Origin of the sequence: Chryseobacterium sp. RU37D (genome assembly GCF_900156075.1) — a bacterium.
GTDB lineage: Bacteria > Bacteroidota > Bacteroidia > Flavobacteriales > Weeksellaceae > Chryseobacterium.
Map to the genome: position 1 here is coordinate 1 of NZ_FTMM01000007.1, position 16,806 is coordinate 16,806.

The 16,806-nt window shown below is 35.9% G+C and carries 16 protein-coding genes and 1 tRNA gene; 6 read left to right on the top strand and 11 right to left on the bottom strand.

From position 1 onward, the window contains the following. Nucleotides 1-215 precede the first annotated feature (215 nt). Nucleotides 216-286: transfer RNA gene (locus tag BW926_RS04830), tRNA-Gln, on the bottom strand. A gap of 101 nt (nt 287-387) precedes the next feature. Here BW926_RS04830 and BW926_RS04835 point away from each other — a divergent pair. From BW926_RS04835 to BW926_RS04845, 3 genes are read left to right on the top strand one after another with little or no spacing between them, the layout of a single operon-like run. Further along, nucleotides 388-1,437, top strand: coding sequence for an AMP-binding protein (locus BW926_RS04835; protein WP_076444727.1), 1,050 nt, complete (start codon nt 388-390; stop codon nt 1,435-1,437). Nucleotides 1,438-1,465: 28 nt separating this feature from the next. Next, entirely contained in the window at nt 1,466-1,858 is a 393-nt protein-coding gene (gene arfB, locus BW926_RS04840; protein ID WP_076444729.1) for an alternative ribosome rescue aminoacyl-tRNA hydrolase ArfB, read from the top strand. Between the two features lie 36 nt (nt 1,859-1,894). Then, a complete protein-coding gene (locus BW926_RS04845) occupies nt 1,895-2,869 on the top strand; it encodes a deoxyhypusine synthase family protein (RefSeq protein WP_076444731.1) in 975 nt (324 codons plus the stop codon). Nucleotides 2,870-3,177: 308 nt separating this feature from the next. Here the strand turns inward: BW926_RS04845 and BW926_RS14335 are convergent, their stop codons facing one another. Then, nucleotides 3,178-3,324, bottom strand: coding sequence for a hypothetical protein (locus BW926_RS14335; RefSeq protein WP_179077980.1), 147 nt, complete (start codon nt 3,322-3,324; stop codon nt 3,178-3,180). A 55-nt stretch (nt 3,325-3,379) separates the two neighbouring features. On the opposite strand from BW926_RS14335, the gene BW926_RS04855 reads away from it, so the two are divergent. After that, complete coding sequence (locus BW926_RS04855) at nt 3,380-3,676, top strand: MGMT family protein (RefSeq protein ID WP_076444736.1); 297 nt, start codon at nt 3,380-3,382, stop codon at nt 3,674-3,676. A 237-nt stretch (nt 3,677-3,913) separates the two neighbouring features. Here BW926_RS04855 and htpG read toward each other — a convergent pair whose 3' ends face one another. The 9 genes from htpG to BW926_RS04905 form a co-directional block, all read right to left on the bottom strand. Beyond that, a complete protein-coding gene (gene htpG / locus BW926_RS04860; protein WP_076444738.1) occupies nt 3,914-5,806 on the bottom strand; it encodes a molecular chaperone HtpG in 1,893 nt (630 codons plus the stop codon). A 378-nt stretch (nt 5,807-6,184) separates the two neighbouring features. Next, complete coding sequence (gene recA / locus BW926_RS04870; protein WP_076444742.1) at nt 6,185-7,186, bottom strand: recombinase RecA; 1,002 nt, start codon at nt 7,184-7,186, stop codon at nt 6,185-6,187. A gap of 150 nt (nt 7,187-7,336) precedes the next feature. Continuing rightward, nucleotides 7,337-8,533 (bottom strand): oxygenase MpaB family protein, encoded by a 1,197-nt coding sequence (locus BW926_RS04875; RefSeq protein ID WP_076444744.1) that lies wholly within the window; start codon nt 8,531-8,533, stop codon nt 7,337-7,339. Nucleotides 8,534-8,668: 135 nt separating this feature from the next. Then, nucleotides 8,669-9,445, bottom strand: a complete 777-nt coding sequence (locus BW926_RS04880) for a response regulator transcription factor (protein ID WP_076444746.1) — start codon at nt 9,443-9,445, stop codon at nt 8,669-8,671. Between the two features lie 233 nt (nt 9,446-9,678). Beyond that, a complete protein-coding gene (locus BW926_RS04885; RefSeq protein ID WP_076444748.1) occupies nt 9,679-10,173 on the bottom strand; it encodes a hypothetical protein in 495 nt (164 codons plus the stop codon). A gap of 88 nt (nt 10,174-10,261) precedes the next feature. Next, nucleotides 10,262-11,266, bottom strand: a complete 1,005-nt coding sequence (gene gap / locus BW926_RS04890) for a type I glyceraldehyde-3-phosphate dehydrogenase (protein WP_076444750.1) — start codon at nt 11,264-11,266, stop codon at nt 10,262-10,264. A 29-nt stretch (nt 11,267-11,295) separates the two neighbouring features. Further along, a complete protein-coding gene (gene pfkA, locus BW926_RS04895) occupies nt 11,296-12,282 on the bottom strand; it encodes a 6-phosphofructokinase (RefSeq protein WP_076444752.1) in 987 nt (328 codons plus the stop codon). A gap of 154 nt (nt 12,283-12,436) precedes the next feature. Then, entirely contained in the window at nt 12,437-13,195 is a 759-nt protein-coding gene (locus BW926_RS04900; protein ID WP_076444754.1) for a TIGR03915 family putative DNA repair protein, read from the bottom strand. 187 nt (nt 13,196-13,382) lie between these two features. After that, nucleotides 13,383-14,642: a putative DNA modification/repair radical SAM protein gene (locus BW926_RS04905; RefSeq protein ID WP_076444756.1), complete on the bottom strand. Its 1,260-nt coding sequence runs from the start codon at nt 14,640-14,642 to the stop codon at nt 13,383-13,385. Nucleotides 14,643-14,900: 258 nt separating this feature from the next. Between BW926_RS04905 and BW926_RS04910 the strand changes: the two genes are divergently transcribed. Continuing rightward, nucleotides 14,901-16,229 (top strand): hydroxymethylglutaryl-CoA reductase, degradative, encoded by a 1,329-nt coding sequence (locus BW926_RS04910; RefSeq protein ID WP_076444758.1) that lies wholly within the window; start codon nt 14,901-14,903, stop codon nt 16,227-16,229. A gap of 151 nt (nt 16,230-16,380) precedes the next feature. Continuing rightward, nucleotides 16,381-16,767 (top strand): DUF423 domain-containing protein, encoded by a 387-nt coding sequence (locus BW926_RS04915; protein WP_076444760.1) that lies wholly within the window; start codon nt 16,381-16,383, stop codon nt 16,765-16,767. Nucleotides 16,768-16,806: the final 39 nt, after the last annotated feature.

Sequence of the window (16,806 nt, forward strand, 5' to 3'; positions counted from 1 at the left end):
TTAAAAGCTGGATCATAGATTTTTCGCCCTTGTTTCATACGTTAAAATTAAGGTTTTATGCTTAACTCTAACTGGAAGCTAAATTAGTATATCCATTTTGAATTAATTTAGATTTAATAATGTTGAAAAGAGTTAAAAAAAAATCAAGTCGGGGAAAAATTCGGGAGTGTAAAAATAAAAAACACTGAAAATCAAATGATTAACAGCGTTGTAAGTAGACCCACAGGGATTCGAACCCCAGATGACTGAACCAAAATCAGTAGTGTTACCGCTACACCATGGGTCTTTGTTTATTTTTAGTGGTGCAAATCTACAGCTTTTTTAATTATTTGCAAAAACTTTTTAAACTTTTTTCTAAATTTACCTTACATTTCAATTACGATAATCATGCTGATAGACTTCAATAATCTCAATATTAATCAATTATCCTTTGAAAAGGAATTCGAGCAAAAGATTAAAATTTTTTTGGAAGAATGGTTTTCTGACTCTGATACGGTAAAAGTACAGACTTCCGGCTCTACAGGAGTTCCCAAGGTATTTGATATTGAAAAAAAGAAGATGGTTAATTCTGCAGAAATGACCTGCAATTTTCTGAATTTGAAAGAAGGAAATACAGCTTTGATTTGTCTTCCCGTGGAGTATATTTCAGGTAAAATGATGATAGTCCGTTCCATTGTCAGAAAACTAAAATTAATGGTTGCCGATCCTTCAGTGAAACCAATTGAAGGTCTTGACCATGAAATTGATTTTTGTGCAATGACGCCACTTCAGGTAGAGAATTCTTTAGATAAATTACATTTAATCAAAAATTTAATCATCGGCGGAGCTGCAGTTTCTGAAAATTTGAAAACGAAAATTTTGGACAAACTAACAACAATTAACCAGCAACTACCCACCAAAGCTTTCGAAACTTATGGAATGTCGGAAACTCTTTCTCATATTGCTTTAAAGCAAATTGCTCCATGGTTGGAAAATTATTTCACTGTATTTGAGAATATTGCCATTTCTACAGATGAAAGAGGATGCCTAAAAGTTTTTGCTCCCGATTTGAATAATAAGGTATTACAAACTAATGATTTAGTTGAGATAAAACCCTCTGACTCTCCTCAGATTGGCAACAGACAATTTAGGTTTCTAGGAAGAATCGATAATGTGATTAATTCCGGTGGAGCGAAAATTTTCCCAGAGGAGCTGGAGTCTTTAGTAAAAAAAGAAATTTCAAACGAGGTCGTATTTTTAGGAAAAAATGACGAAAATTTTGGACAAAAGCTAATAATAGTAATTGAAGGAGAAGAATCTCAGGAATTGATTGATAAGATTTCAATCATTCCATTTGAGAAAAGTTTTCATAAACCAAAGGAGATTATCTTTACCAACAAAATTCCAAGGACACCAAATGGTAAAGTGAACCGGATTGAATTAAAAAATATCTTATAAAGTCTTTTTATCTTTACTGCTTAATTAAATGAAAGATTTTACAAAAGAGCTTAGTTTTAAAACTTCCCGTAGTAGCGGTGCGGGAGGGCAGAACGTAAACAAGGTTGAAACCTCTGTCACTGTTCTTTGGAATGTAAATGAGTCTGAATTTTTTAATAAAGAACAAAAACTTTTGATTCAAAATAAACTTAAAAACAGAATTAATATAGAAGGGTTTTTATTTTTAACAGTTTCAGAAAGCAGGACTCAATTAGCAAATAAAAACAATGCCATTGAAAAAATCCTTGAAATTGTAGATAAAGCTTTAATCATTCCTAAGAAACGGGTCGCCACAAAACCTTCAAAAGCTCAAAAGCAAAAACGATTAGATACAAAGAAGAAAATTTCTGAGAAAAAAGAGAACAGAAAGTTTCGATATTAAAGGCTTAAAGTTTTTATCTTTGCAAAAATTAAATAAATGAATAAGCCGATTACTGAATTCATAGAAAAATATTACCTGCACTTTAATGCAGCTGCTTTAGTTGATGCTTCCAAAGGGTATGTAGCTCACCTGAAAGATGGCGGAAAAATGATGATTACTTTGGCGGGAGCAATGTCTACTGCAGAATTGGGAAAAATCCTAGCCGAGATGATCCGTCAGGACAAAGTAGATTTCATTTCTTGTACGGGAGCAAATCTTGAAGAAGATTTAATGAATCTTGTAGCGCATTCTCATTACGAAAGAGTTCCCCATTACAGGGATCTTACCCCACAGGAAGAATGGGATCTTTTAGAAAGAGGTCTTAACAGGGTTACAGACACATGTATTCCTGAAGAAGAGGCTTTCAGAAGATTGCAAAAGCATATCTATGAAATCTGGAAAGATGCGGACAACAAAGGAGAAAGATATTTCCCTCACGAATATATGTATAAAATGATCCTTTCAGGAGTCTTAGAGCAGTATTATGAAATCCCTAGAGAAAATTCTTGGATGATTGCTGCTGCAGAAAAAAGCTTACCGATCGTGGTACCAGGATGGGAAGACTCTACCATGGGTAATATTTTTGCATCATACTGTATCAAAGGAGATCTTAAATTCTCTACCATGAAATCAGGTATTGAATATATGGCGTATCTGGCTGACTGGTATACAAAAAATTCATCAGGAAAAGGAGTTGGATTCTTCCAGATTGGAGGAGGTATCGCCGGAGATTTCCCGATCTGTGTTGTGCCTATGCTGTATCAGGATATGGAAATGCATGATATTCCTTTCTGGTCTTATTTCTGTCAGATTTCAGATTCTACGACTTCTTACGGTTCATATTCTGGAGCTGTTCCAAACGAGAAAATCACTTGGGGAAAATTGGATATCACTACACCGAAATTTATCGTTGAAAGTGATGCAACGATCTGTGCACCATTAATGTTCTCTTATATTTTAGAAAATTCATAAAAACCGAAGGCGGAAGCCTAAAGCTTGAAGGTATACAAACGCTCCATTTTTGGGGCGTTTTTCTCTCGCAAATTTTGCAGATTACGCAGATCTTTAAAGCAACATAAACATCCGCGTAATCTGCAAAATTTGCGAGAGAAAAATTATTAAAAAAATAAAGATAATGGCGTGCCCCTCTCCAGAGCTAGGTCCAGAACCAGGGTCGGGCTGCTCCGGGCTTCACTTCGTTTCGGTTTCGGCTCGGTGCGAAGCACCGAGCCGAAACTGCTCCCTTCGGTCGCACCCTCCGTATCCCTCACGCGAGACTGTCAGTCTAAAGAATTTACCAGCACGAAATACCGATATGCCAGGATACCTTTTTCGAATTTGGTCAATGTATTCGGATCTTTATTGCTCAGTTTCAGAAGGATAGCTTTATTGAATTTATTCATCATTCGGAAAAATGATTTTTTCATAACTTTATATTTAGAAATGGATATCAATAGAATCCAAAAATAATGCAAAAAAGGCATGGACGAAATCTTCAAGAAACAAGTCTGGGAAATCACAAAGCTGGTTCCCAAAGGAAAAGTAACAAGCTATGGAGCAATAGCGAAAGCAGTAGGTTATCCCAATCATTCCAGGCACGTGGGAAAAGCAATGGGAGGCTGTCCGAAAGATGTTCCCGCTCATCGTGTAATTTCAAGTTCGGGCATTTTATCTGTCCCGGAATTTCAAAAAAAACTGGAAGCGGAAGGTATTGTCGTGGAGAATTTCAGAATTAAAGATTTTAAGAAATTGTTCTGGGACCCGATGAAGGAGTTGTGAGGTTGGGTTGTTGATTTTTAGTTATGAGTTTCTGCATTTCTGAAAAATATTTTGGCGATACTAGTAGTAGATAGGGGAGAGCTTGAGAAGTTTCTGAATAAATACAAAAAGGGTTTCGGCGGTGCCAAAGGCACCGCCGAAACCCTTTTTGTAAGCAAACTTTTTAATCACGTTCTATAAAAAATAAGTTTCGGGGCGGCAAAGCCGCCCCGAAATCTCAAATATAAAATAGTCAAATTATTTATTCAGGTTTTGATAGCTTCTTTGGATGAAATCCGTCAGATCTTTTCCTTTCAATAAATTTTGTGAAAGCTTAGCCAGATCCAAAGCGTATTTAATCAGGCTTTCCTTATCCCATGCATTTTCCGTTTTCAGGATCTGACTGGCAAATTCACTGTTAGAATTCACCACCAGATTATACATTTCAGGGAAGCCGCCTATTCCAAACATTCCGCCACCACCGGTAGCCTGCATATCTTTCATTCTTCTCATAAATTCAGGCTGAGTAATGGTGAAAGGTGCATCACTGCTGTCTAAATCCTCAAGCTGAACAGTAAACTTCTTATCGTTTATAGCTTCCTCTACATTTTTCTTTAATGCTTGCTTTTCGATTTCATTTAGTTTGGAAATGACAGGCTCATCTTTTTTAATAAGATTATTGATGTGATCTGCGTCTACTCTTGCAAAAGAAATCTTTTCTTTTGAAGTTTCCAGCTTTTGAATCACGTGAGGGATAATTGGCGAATCTAAAATGAGAACTTCATACCCTTTATCTTTCGCTGATTGAATGTAAGAATGCTGCTCGTCTGCATTAGAAGCATAGATAACAATAAGATTTCCGTCTTTATCCGTCTGATTAGACCTGATTTTTTCCTCCAATTCATTCCACAAGAAATATTTTCCGTCAGTAGTAGGGTAGAGGGTAAATTTGTCAGATTTTTCAGCAAATTTATCTTCCGTTACAATTCCGTACTCGATTACTACTTTGATATCGTTCCATTTTTTTTCGTAATCCTCACGGTTTTCATTAATAAGAGATGACATTTTGTCGGCAACCTTTTTCGTAATGTAAGAAGATATTTTCTTCACAGCACCATCCGCCTGTAAATAAGAACGGGAAACATTCAACGGGATATCCGGTGAATCAATCACTCCGCGGAGAAGCATTAGGAAATCCGGAACGATACCTTTCACTTCATCCGTTACAAAAACCTGATTTTGATAGAGTTGTATTTTGTCTTTTTCAATATTTAAATTGTTGTTCAGCTTCGGGAAAAATAAGATTCCTGTAAGGTTGAAAGGATAATCAACATTTAAGTGAATATTGAATAAAGGCTCCTCAAACTGCATTGGGTACAATTCATGATAGAATTTCATGTAATCCTCATTCGTCAGTTCACTTGGCGCAATTGTCCATGCCGGGGTAGGATTATTAATGATATTGTCAACTTCTTCGGTTTCAGCAACAGCATCTTTCGGAGCATCTTCCGGTAAAGGCAGAGTATGAGTTCTTGTCCCGAATTTAATCGGAACAGGCATAAATTTGTTATATTTCAACAGTAATTCACGGATTTTGCTTTCTTCCAAAAATTCTAGAGAATCTTCTGCAATATGAAGAATAATTTCCGTTCCTCTGTCGGTTTTATCCGTTGTCTCTTCTAAAGTAAATTCAGGGCTTCCGTCGCAGATCCAGCGAACTGCAGTCTCATCTTTATAAGATTTAGTTAAAATTTCAACTTTTTCAGCTACCATAAAAGCTGAATAAAATCCAAGCCCGAAATGCCCGATAATTCCTGAATCTTTTGCCGTGTCCTTATATTTTTCCAAGAACTCTTCAGCTCCGGAAAAAGCCACCTGATTGATGTATTTTTCAACTTCTTCCCCCGTCATCCCGATTCCCTGATCGATGATATGAATCTTTTTACCCTCTTTATCAACCTTAACTTCAATTTTCGGGTTTCCGTACTCGGCTTCTGCTTCCCCGATGCTTGTAAGGTGCTTTAATTTTAAAGTAGCATCCGTTGCATTGGAGATTAATTCTCTTAAGAATATTTCGTGATCACTGTAAAGAAATTTTTTGATAAGCGGGAAAATATTTTCCACAGATACATTAATATTTCCTTTAGTCATAATATTGATAGTTTTAATTTTCTTCCATAGCTTTTTCAAAAAAAATACCGTTTGAAAGAAAGTGACATTTTGACATTTTTTTATTTAGAAATAAGAAATAAGAAATAAGAAATAAGAAATAAGAAATAAGAAATAAGAAATAAGAAATAAGAAATAAGAAATAAGAAATAAGAAATAAGAAATAGCTTAGTGATATAGTGTTTACAATTCTCTTTCTCCGGGGATGGTTAAATTTAAATACAAATCTCATAAACAAACCACAAGTATTTGTACAATCTGCAAGATAAAAAGAGATTGTTTTGTCACTTCGTTCCTCGCAATGACAAATAAAAAAGACAGCTGTAAAAAGCTGCCTTCAATATCTTAAAAATCAAAAACTTATTTGTTTTTCAATACTTCCTTGATTTTATTTTCCAGTTCTTCAGCAAGTTCAGGATTATCTTTCAATACATCTTTTACAGCATCACGCCCTTGTCCTAATTTCGTATCTTCGTAGCTGAACCATGAGCCGCTTTTCTTTACGATTCCCTGCTCTACAGCCTGGTCAAGGATTTCTCCTGTTTTAGATACTCCTTCACCGTACATGATATCAAATTCTGCTTGTTTGAAAGGTGGAGCTACTTTGTTTTTTACAATTTTCACTTTCACGCGGCTTCCGATCGCTTCATCACCATTTTTGATTGGCGCACTTGCTTTTCTGATGTCAACTCTTACAGAAGCGTAGAATTTCAACGCGTTACCTCCGGTAGTTGTTTCAGGATTTCCGAACATTACCCCGATTTTCTCCCTTAGCTGGTTGATGAAAATTACCGTACATTTTGTTCTTGAAATGGTCGCTGTTAATTTTCTCAGTGCCTGAGACATTAATCTCGCATGAAGTCCCATTTTGGAGTCTCCCATTTCCCCTTCTATTTCGGCTTTTGGAGTCAATGCTGCTACGGAGTCAATGACTACAATATCAATAGCTCCTGAGCGGATGAGGTTGTCGGCAATTTCCAAGGCCTGCTCACCGTTGTCAGGCTGAGAAATAATCAGGTTTTCCAGGTCAATTCCAAGCTTTGCGGCATAGGTTCTGTCGAAAGCGTGCTCTGCATCGATAAATGCTGCAATTCCGCCTGCTTTTTGAGCTTCTGCAATAGCGTGAAGGGTTAATGTCGTTTTACCTGAAGATTCCGGACCGTAGATTTCGATGATTCTTCCTCTCGGATAACCGCCCACTCCAAGGGCAATGTCAAGTCCTAAAGATCCTGAAGGAATCACCTCGATGGTATTGTCCACCGAATCATCTCCCAGTGTCATTACCGTTCCTTTTCCGTATGTTTTATCTAGTTTGTCAAGCACTAATGCAAGCGCTTTTTTCTTATCGTCTATATTACTCATCTGTTGTTTAAATAATTGATCAAAAATACGAAATTCTGCGCTCAAAAACTAATATTATTTACCTCTGGACACTGTTTTTATAGTTAAAAAAAATATAAATTTTTAAGCTAAATAAACCTTGAAGGTTTGAGTTGTTTTTAAAAAATATTTTTAATGAAAGTTGGAGTTTTGGGTGATTTTATGGTAATCGTTTAAAACCTTCATCTGATTTTTATTTCCTTTTTCAATTCTTGCTTTCCGGCTTACGATCTTATCATAAACTTTATTAATGATCCATTTGGTTGCCGGAAAAGCTTTTTTGTTGAAAACATCAGGAATCTGAAGCCTTTGACAAACATCATCGTCAAGCAGGAACCAGGTACAGCAGATGTGAAGATAGCGCAGATTTTTCCTCTGGAATGTATATTTTAAAATTGGGTTTTCTAAAGATTCATTAAGCAAAGAATGAGCAAGCAGTACAGAATCTTTATCCGCAGGAGGCTGGATGGATGTCCATAAATAAAAATACTCAGTAGCCTCTTTTTTATCGTTTGGAAGCAGTTTTTCAGGGATTCCCAAGAGATAACCGACATATTTCCAAAGGTGGAAAAGCCCTTTTTCTTCCTGTTCCGAAAAAGTATTTCCCAGCTTGTAGAGACTGTGCATAAATACCAGGCTGAATCCGATGTAAGTAGCCATCATATCCCAGGAATTAATGGGCTCACCCCAGCTTTCCGTATTCCAGCTTTTGTAATGTTTTTTAATGGAAAGTCTTGCGTATGAATGGATTAAACGTGTTTTTATCGCGAATTCATATCCTTTTTTGTGAGTTTTCAGGGCGTTATACCTTGTAACATTTACCCAAAAGTCGAGGGTTTCTGAAAGTCTTTTTACAGCTCCTTTTTTCAATGCTTCGGTGGCAATCAGCGGTTTGTTAAGGTAAGCATAATCATACCCGCCCATCAGGCAGTAATCACGAAGTGAGATAAGCGAATCAAGATTGCTCCTCATGCAGAGCTCTGCACCACTATTGATTAAGTTATAATCAAGCCATTCCGGGATTTCCTGGATTTGCAGAAATAATTTTTTTACACTTTCCGGAACTTCATCTGCTTCTGAAACTCCGTTTCTGATGTACTTTTCAATTTCTTTTGAAGCTTCATGGAATTTTTTGGTAAGGTAAACGTCTTTTACGACTTCATCACCTATTTCATCCACATGATAGTAATATAGAGAAAATTTTTCAAAATCTTTAAAGCCTACTTCCGCTCCTGAAAATTCGAGAAGCTGTTTTCCGTTGCCCTTTGTCCAAAAGTCTTTGAAATGCGGTGAATCCTTAAAGCGAGGTTGTAATGCGGCTTTTTCCATTAAGGATAAAAATACAAGTTTTACGCCGAAATACCGCTGTGAGATTTATCATTGACCTAAAGTCAGTGGTGAATTGTGAATTCACTTTGCTTGTCGATTTTTTAATAATTCACAATTGACCATTTACAATTCACGTTAGATCAGCCCCCATTCAAAAGCTTTTTTTAATAGCTCCTTGCTGTTTCTGGAGTTGGTTTTCGAAAGAATGTTTTTTCGGTGGGTACGAACAGTATGCTCAGATAAAACCAGCATTTTTGAAATCTCAGTACCCGAATAGCCTTTAGCGATGTGAGATAAAATTTCTTTCTCTCTTTTAGTTAAATGTATTTCAGAGAAGTTTTTATTTGACGGATTATTTTCAATCTTTATCTGGTAGAAGTCATTTCTCGGACCGATTCCTGAAATTAAAACCATACGTGGATTTTCTTTTGTAATATGGTTAATATTGGTATGAATATTAATGGATTGAACCAGATTTTTGTCTTCATCTTCCCACGTAAGAATCGCTTGATGATGGAATAGCTCATAATTTCCGGCCGCAGTTTTCATTCTGAAACAATAGCTGGGTTTAAGAAAAAGCTGATGCTCTTTCCCGATTTCCATTAAGATTTCTACGACTTTTTGCTCGGCTTTAGTAATAAATTCAATATCATCCGGGTGAACAAGATCAATCACTTCTTTCAAATTTTGGGGATATTCTTTTAGGCCATGAAGCTTGAGAATGTTTTTATGATGTTGAGAAAGCGTACTGTTGGTAAGGTTAAGCACATAATAATAAAACTCACCTATGGCAAACATTTCTCCGATAATCCTCTCAATAGGAGGGATATTTGAGATATGTTTATTCTCTCTGATCCCAAGATAAGTTTTCCAAACCTCAATTAAAGGATGTTTTTTTTTAAGGTCAGTCATGTTTAAGCTTTTGGCTAAAAATAACTAAAGTTTTTCTAAAAAATACTACAAAAGGGGGATTTTTTTATATCAAAAAAATTTTAAAATTTGTAATGACTAATAACCATGAAAATTCAATTCTGAATTATTCCATTTACTATTTTTTACCCGGAAAATAGAGAAAATACAATTATTATAGAACACATTGTTTATAATTTCCTGTTAGCTGTTTGAAAATAATAAGCTTGAATCCCTTACGATGGTAGGGAATTTATTGTTTTTACTTTTTGATAAGGGAGATTGTTTTTATCAAGAAATTCTAGCAGGTCGGTTTTATTATTAATTGAGAAAGCTCTTTTTTTTCCATTTTTCAGCTTTAAAAAAATAATTTCATTATTTCCGGTGATAAAGGCTTTGCCATATTTTCTGGAAAGACGTACGCCCCAGCCGCCAAAGTCAAAAATAGGATCTGTTTTTACAATCTGTATTTCCTGAATTTCGTTCCATTTGATTTTTGTGGTTTTAAAAGTGAAAGGAAAGAAACTGTATTCAAAGTAGCTTTGATTTAAGTTTAATTTTAAAAAAGAAAAAGTAAAAAGCACGATCAAAGGAGCCGCTATATACAGAACAATGAATGGAGACTCATTATCCTTAAAAAGAATAAATGATGCAACAATAGACTGAAAAATAAGAAGAATAACGAAAAGCTTCGGAAATCCGGATTTTTCCTGAAATGTTCTGTCTGACATGTTTAAAGTTTTAATAAAATTATGGAAAAAATAAAAACCTTCCAATCCCGGAAGGTTTTATTATTAATTGCTTATTACTGATTATTTATTACAAAGAAGCAGCGTGTACAAGCATATCAACTAGTTTGTTTGAGTAACCCATTTCGTTGTCATACCAAGAAACAAGTTTTACAAAATTTGGAGAAAGCATGATACCGGCATCTTTATCGAAGATTGAAGTTCTCTTATCTCCTACGAAATCCTGAGACACTACAGCATCTTCAGTGTATCCAAGGATGCCTTTCAATTCGCCTTCAGAAGCAGCTTTGATTGCAGCACATATTTCATCATAGGAAGTAGCTTTTTCTAATCTTACCGTTAAATCTACTACAGAAACGTCAACAGTTGGTACTCTGAAGGACATACCTGTTAGTTTTCCGTTCAAAGAAGGGATTACTTTGCCGACCGCTTTTGCAGCACCTGTAGAAGAAGGGATAATATTGTTTAAAGCAGCTCTGCCTCCTCTCCAGTCTTTCATTGAAGGACCGTCAACTGTCTTCTGAGTTGCTGTTGTGGCATGTACCGTCGTCATTAAACCTTCTACGATCCCGAAATTATCGTGGATTACTTTAGCTAATGGAGCTAAGCAGTTTGTTGTACAAGAAGCATTTGATAAGATTTTGATATCGTCAGTAAGCTCTTTGTGGTTTACCCCCATTACAAACATTGGAGTATCATCTTTGGAAGGAGCAGAAAGGATTACTTTCTTAGCACCTGCAGTAATATGTTTTGCGGCACTTTCTTTATCCAGGAATAAACCGGTAGATTCTACTACGTAATCAGCACCGATTTCGTTCCATTTTAGGTTGCTTGGGTCTCTTTCAGCAGTTACTCTAATTCTTTTTCCGTTTACTACAAGGTCATTACCTTCTACAGAAACCTCACCTGGGAAAATCCCGTGAACAGAGTCATATTTAAGCATGTAAGCCATGTATGTAGCATCGATAAGGTCATTGATTCCTACTACTTCGATGTTATCTCTTTCAGTCATTGCTCTGAAAACGAGACGTCCGATTCTACCAAACCCGTTGATACCCACTTTGATTGTTGACATAATAGTTTGTTTTAAATTATATTAAAATATTAGATTGCTAAAATTTCTGAGATCAGTAAAAGATCTTTATTGATTTCATTATGTTTTTTAATGGCTTCTTCGATTGGTGTATATACCAGATCATTGGAACGCATTCCTGCCATCACATTGGTCTGCCCGTTCATTAACCCGATTACAGCTCCGTAACCCAATCTGCTCGCCAGAACTCTGTCTGCACAGCTTGGAGAACCGCCTCTTTGGATATGTCCTAAGATTGTTACACGGATATCATAATCCGGGAACTCGTCTTTTGTTTCTTTGGCAAGATCATAGATGTTGCCTAATTTTTCACCTTCTGCCACTACAACAATGCTGGAAGCCTTTCCTGTTTTTTCAGCTTTTCTGAAATTCGCAAAAAGATCCTCCATGCTGTCTTTTTTCTCCGGAATCAAAATATCTAAAGCACCTGTAGCCAATCCGCTGTTTAAAGCAATAAAACCTGCATCACGGCCCATCACTTCCACAAAGAAAACCCTGTTGTGGGAAGTTGCCGTATCACGGATTTTGTCGATGGCATCCATCGCTGTGTTCAGGGCTGTATCATATCCGATTGTATTGTCTGTCCCGAAAATGTCATTGTCAATAGTCCCCGGAACCCCAATTACCCTGGTTCCGAATTCCTCGTTGAAGATTTTGGCTCCGGTAAAAGTTCCGTCTCCTCCGATACATACCAATCCGTCAATGCCTAATTTCTGACAATTTTCGTAAGCCTTCTGGCGGCCTTCCTTGGTTCTAAACTCCTGGGAACGGGCAGATTTCAAAATAGTTCCGCCCTGGTTGATTATATTTTTTACGGAACGTGGTCCCATTTTCAGGAAATCGCCGTGGATCAGGCCGTTGTAGCCTTCTCTTACTCCGTAGCATTCAATGTTATAGTAATTTGCGGTTCTTACTACCGCCCTTAATGCCGCATTCATACCGGGAGAATCACCTCCAGAAGTAAGAACTGCGATTTTTTTTACAGCACTCTCTTTCATCTAGTAAAAAATTTCGAACACAAATTTACAAAAACAAGTTCAGATAATGGTAGGAAGTTTATAGGAGATTTGAATATAAATGATTAAAAACTTCTAAAATTTGTCATTTTTAATACATTTACTTTTTTCTATCATAGATTATATAAGTAAAACATCAGCTTTTTTCAGTTAGGTATTTCCAATATCTTCTCGGAACATGTTGGATATGTAGTTTAAGATTTTTCCTCTCTACAATATTCGTCTTCGTGAAATACCTCTGCCAAAGAGATTGATAGTTCTTTTCCTGATCATGGAATTTCTCATGATATTTATTTAAATCAATTCTTTCATCAGGATAGAAAAAATCGCAGGTATTGAGATCATACAAAAGTCCGTAATTTCTTCTCAAATCATAAATCATCCATTTCTGATCCTGATAGCGGTCTTTAAAGTGTTTTCGAATGAGAGGAATGACATTAAAATCAGGAGCAATTTTAGCAAAAAAAACATCGTCCTGCATTTTTTCAAAACGTACAAAAGCGGTCATTCTATGTCGTTCACGATCAACAGATTTGCAAATTTTCGAAATCTTTAAAATATCACTATCCGCAAAATTCTGGAGAATATTTTCATCCGGATGCCGGATGGATTGCTTTACGGCAGACAGAATCAGGTTTTCCAGCTCGATATCTTCCGACAAGAAAACTTTCAGCAGTTGATGAATGCCTGATTTTCCGATATTTTGCTCTAATTTATTTAAAACCCTTTCAGATTTATCAATTTGAGTAATGACTTCATGGATTTCAGCAAAAATATTTTCCTGATGAAATCTTACCTTACTCATAATTTCCACGTCTTTATAACGGTATTCAAAAACTTCAAATATCGCAGTGAAAAGCCCGTCGAAACTGCCGTCGTAGAGTAGGGTGGTCATTTTTTTAATTTGAAAATGTGATAATTTGAAAATTAATTAATTGTTTTTGCTTTCAATCTGTCATTCTGACGAAGAAAGAATCTCAATACATCTTTTATTTTGATATAAATTCAACAAAGGGAAAACCTGTTTTTTGGTAGATACTTCACGCCATCACGATTCATTTCTGAATGGCAGTGTGAATCGTTTAAAAAAGCGTAAGCTGCTGCGAAAATTGATTATGAAACTTCGAAGAACTCCCGCCAATCAGCAATTTTTTCAAATTTTGATTGGTTAAATATTTCAGAAAGGCATTCCCAGCATTAAAATCAATAAAATATTTTGCACGGTTAACAGCCGTTCCTAATTTTGTTAAATGTTCTATATTCAAAACCTGAAAACGTCTTGCATTTACAATTTTCTGGGCCGTTTTTACTCCAATTCCCGGAATTCTTAAAATCATCTGATAATCTGCAGTTTGAAGATTAACCGGAAATTGATCAAGATGTCGTAAAGCCCAGCTTAATTTAGGGTCAACTTCCAAATCTAGAAACGGCATATTTGGGTCTAAAATTTCTTCTGCTTTAAAACCATAAAAACGCATCAGCCAATCCGACTGATATAAGCGGTTCTCTCTAAGCATAGGAACTTCCGTCGTCAAAGAAGGCAATCTTTTATCCTCCAAAACAGGAACATAACCAGAATAATAAACTCTTTTAAGATTGAAATTTTTGTAAAAATGATCGGCAACCTTAATGATCTGTAAATCATTTTCGTTGGTTGCGCCCACAATCATTTGGGTGGACTGGCCCGCCGGAGCAAATTTGGGAACTTTTCTGAAATTTTTTTTTTCATCCTTATATTGATCAATCCCTTTCTGAATATATTTCATCGGATTGAGCATATCCTGTCTGTTTTTTTCAGGAGCTAATAATTTCAGTCCGCTTTCGGTAGGAATTTCAAGGTTGATGGATAACCGGTCGGCGTACAAAGCAGCTTCCTGCATCAGTTCATCACTTGCTCCCGGAATAGATTTAAGATGAATATATCCGTTAAAATTCTCTTCTAAGCGTAATTTTTTCGCCACACGAACCAAGCGTTCCATAGTTGTGTCTGCATTTTTAAAAATTCCTGAGCTTAAAAATAAACCTTCAATATAATTTCTCCGGTAAAAATTAATGGTCAGATCAACAACTTCCTCAACGGTAAAAGCAGCTCTTTTAATATCATTTGAGCTTCTGGAAACGCAGTAAGCACAATCGTAAATGCAATGATTAGTCAAAAGAATTTTGAGGAGCGAGACACACCTCCCGTCTTCTGTATAGGTATGGCAAATCCCGCTCGGAGAACTGTCGCCCAAAGCGCCCTTTTTATTTTTTCTCGTACCACCACTTGACGAGCAGGAAACATCATATTTTGCCGCGTCAGCCAGGATTTCGAGTTTTTCTTTAAGGCGTTCAAAATTCATTTTATTACTTTAATCTATCATAAAAATGTTAAAAATCTACATATAAGCTTTGATATCTATCAAAGTAAAAACTTTTGTGACTTTTGTGGTTTAATTTTAAATTTATGTTCAAAATTAATTCCAAAATTGATAAAAATCAACATTTTTTGATTGAAGTTATCAACAGTTTAAAATGACAAAATTAGTATATTTACGCTCATTAATTTATGCGTATAGTTACAAAAACTGCGATCGCACTGATCTATTAAATATATTTTTATGAATCATAAACCCGTTGAAGGTTTTTCAAAACTGTCTAAACAAGGAAAAATCGACTGGCTTGTAAACGAATACCTTGAAGGTAACGAAGAATATCAACATACATTAAAGCAATATTGGAACGGAAACGCCGATTTACAGAGGCTTCATGATGAATTTTCGGAAAATACGATTTCCAATTTTTATATGCCTTACGGAATAGCACCGAATTTTTTAATTGACGGAAAACTATTCGCTCTTCCGATGGCTGTTGAAGAAAGTTCTGTAGTTGCGGCGGCTTCAAAAGCAGCGAAGTTTTGGATTGATAAAGGTGGTTTTAAAACAACAATTATCAACAACGAAAAACTAGGTCATACTCACTTTATTTTTAACGTTGAATCTCATAAGCTGCTTCATTTTTTTAATTTTAATTTAAAGAAAAAATTAATTGAATCTACAAATGATATCACTGCTAACATGAGAAATCGCGGCGGCGGAATTTTAGATATTAAATTGATAGATAAAACCGCTGAAATGCCGAATTACTACCAGTTGAAGGCGAGTTTCGATACTGTAGACTCAATGGGGGCGAATTTTATCAATTCTTGTTTGGAACAGTTTGGGAAAACGCTTAAGCAGGAAGTGGCAGTAAGTGAAGACTTTACACAGGAAGAGAAATATTCTTTACAGATTGTGATGAATATTCTTTCCAATTTTACTCCAGATTGTATTGTAAGAGCTGAGGTTTCTTGTAAAATTGAAGACTTAAAAGACGATAGCGGAATTTCTAATGAGGAATTTGCTTCAAAATTTAAGCAGGCTGTAACAATTGCTGAAATTGAACCTTTCCGTGCAACGACTCACAATAAAGGAATTATGAATGGAGTAGATGCTGTTGTTATTGCAACGGGGAACGACTTCAGAGCAACCGAGGCCTGCGCTCATGCTTATGCAGCAAGAAACGGAAAATATTCTTCTTTAACGCACTGTACGACAGACAATGGGATTTTCAGATTTTGGATCGATCTTCCGATTTCTGTGGGAGTTGTGGGTGGTTTAACGAATCTTCACCCTTTGGTAAAATTCTCTCTGGCACTTCTTGGAAAGCCTTCTGCTCAGGAATTGATGAGTATTTTGGCGGTTTCCGGTTTAGCACAGAATTTTGGAGCATTGCGTTCTTTGGTAACAACAGGAATTCAAAAAGGGCACATGAAAATGCATTTACTGAATATTTTGAACCAAATGGGAGCAACAGAAGAAGAAAAGCAGCATTTTGTGACCTATTTTAAGGATAAAACAGTGAGCCATCACGAAGTTATAAATGAGTTTAAGAGATTGAGAGGTCAATAATGTTGGGAATTATTGTATCAGCTTTTATGTTAGTTTTCGGAATTTTTCTGAAAGTAACTAAAAATCCAGGTTTTGCTCAGAATAAAAGATTTGCTTGGATTTTCATTGCAATCGGAGCAATATCATTAATATTTAAGATTTTAAACTATAAATGAAAACAATTACTTTAGTTTTTGGTGCAGTTTACGGAATGTTATCCGTTATTTTAGGTGCATTCGGGGCGCACGCTTTAAAGAAAATTTTATCTGTTGAAAGGCTGGAAAGCTTCGAAACAGGAGTGAGATATCAGATGTATGCTGCTTTCTTTTTGCTGATTATCGGCTACATTTTAAAATTTGAAACTTCAACGGAAAAATGGACTTCCATTTTAATGATTGTGGGAACATTTCTGTTTTCTATAAGTATTTATTTTTTAAGTCTTCAGGATTATTTGGGTACAAACCTGAAGTTTTTAGGACCAATCACGCCGCTTGGAGGTTTGTTGATGATCCTAAGCTGGGGAATCCTGATTCTTTATTTTGCTAAAAACAAAATTTAAAATAAAACCTTCAACAAGCTCTGGCTGAAACTATTAGAG

Bases quoted from the DNA above. Each gene is read 5' to 3' on its own strand.
- BW926_RS04835 (WP_076444727.1), top strand. From the start codon at position 388: ATGCTGATAGACTTCAATAATCTCAATATTAATCAATTATCCTTTGAA.
- arfB (WP_076444729.1), top strand. From the start codon at position 1,466: ATGAAAGATTTTACAAAAGAGCTTAGTTTTAAAACTTCCCGTAGTAGC.
- BW926_RS04845 (WP_076444731.1), top strand. From the start codon at position 1,895: ATGAATAAGCCGATTACTGAATTCATAGAAAAATATTACCTGCACTTT.
- BW926_RS14335 (WP_179077980.1), bottom strand. From the start codon at position 3,324: ATGAAAAAATCATTTTTCCGAATGATGAATAAATTCAATAAAGCTATC.
- BW926_RS04855 (WP_076444736.1), top strand. From the start codon at position 3,380: ATGGACGAAATCTTCAAGAAACAAGTCTGGGAAATCACAAAGCTGGTT.
- htpG (WP_076444738.1), bottom strand. From the start codon at position 5,806: ATGACTAAAGGAAATATTAATGTATCTGTGGAAAATATTTTCCCGCTT.
- recA (WP_076444742.1), bottom strand. From the start codon at position 7,186: ATGAGTAATATAGACGATAAGAAAAAAGCGCTTGCATTAGTGCTTGAC.
- BW926_RS04875 (WP_076444744.1), bottom strand. From the start codon at position 8,533: ATGGAAAAAGCCGCATTACAACCTCGCTTTAAGGATTCACCGCATTTC.
- BW926_RS04880 (WP_076444746.1), bottom strand. From the start codon at position 9,445: ATGACTGACCTTAAAAAAAAACATCCTTTAATTGAGGTTTGGAAAACT.
- BW926_RS04885 (WP_076444748.1), bottom strand. From the start codon at position 10,173: ATGTCAGACAGAACATTTCAGGAAAAATCCGGATTTCCGAAGCTTTTC.
- gap (WP_076444750.1), bottom strand. From the start codon at position 11,266: ATGTCAACAATCAAAGTGGGTATCAACGGGTTTGGTAGAATCGGACGT.
- pfkA (WP_076444752.1), bottom strand. From the start codon at position 12,282: ATGAAAGAGAGTGCTGTAAAAAAAATCGCAGTTCTTACTTCTGGAGGT.
- BW926_RS04900 (WP_076444754.1), bottom strand. From the start codon at position 13,195: ATGACCACCCTACTCTACGACGGCAGTTTCGACGGGCTTTTCACTGCG.
- BW926_RS04905 (WP_076444756.1), bottom strand. From the start codon at position 14,642: ATGAATTTTGAACGCCTTAAAGAAAAACTCGAAATCCTGGCTGACGCG.
- BW926_RS04910 (WP_076444758.1), top strand. From the start codon at position 14,901: ATGAATCATAAACCCGTTGAAGGTTTTTCAAAACTGTCTAAACAAGGA.
- BW926_RS04915 (WP_076444760.1), top strand. From the start codon at position 16,381: ATGAAAACAATTACTTTAGTTTTTGGTGCAGTTTACGGAATGTTATCC.